Origin of the sequence: Pseudomonas sp. Sample_10 (genome assembly GCF_004321495.1) — a bacterium.
Lineage (GTDB): Bacteria > Pseudomonadota > Gammaproteobacteria > Pseudomonadales > Pseudomonadaceae > Aquipseudomonas.
Genome location: NZ_RCOE01000058.1, coordinates 1 through 204 on the forward strand (window position 1 = coordinate 1; position 204 = coordinate 204).

Consider the following 204-nt stretch of genomic DNA (forward strand, 5'->3'; position numbering starts at 1 on the left):
ACGCGGAACGTGGGAACGATCAACATTCCCCTGTGGGAGCTGGCTTGCCAGCGATAAATGATCGTTCCCACGCTCTGCGTGGGAACACAGCCCGGGACGCTCCGCGTCCCTGCAACAGCCGAACGCGGAGCGTCCGTGGAGGCATTCCCACGCGGAACGTGGGAACGATCAACATTCCCCTGTGGGAGCTGGCTTGCCAGCGAT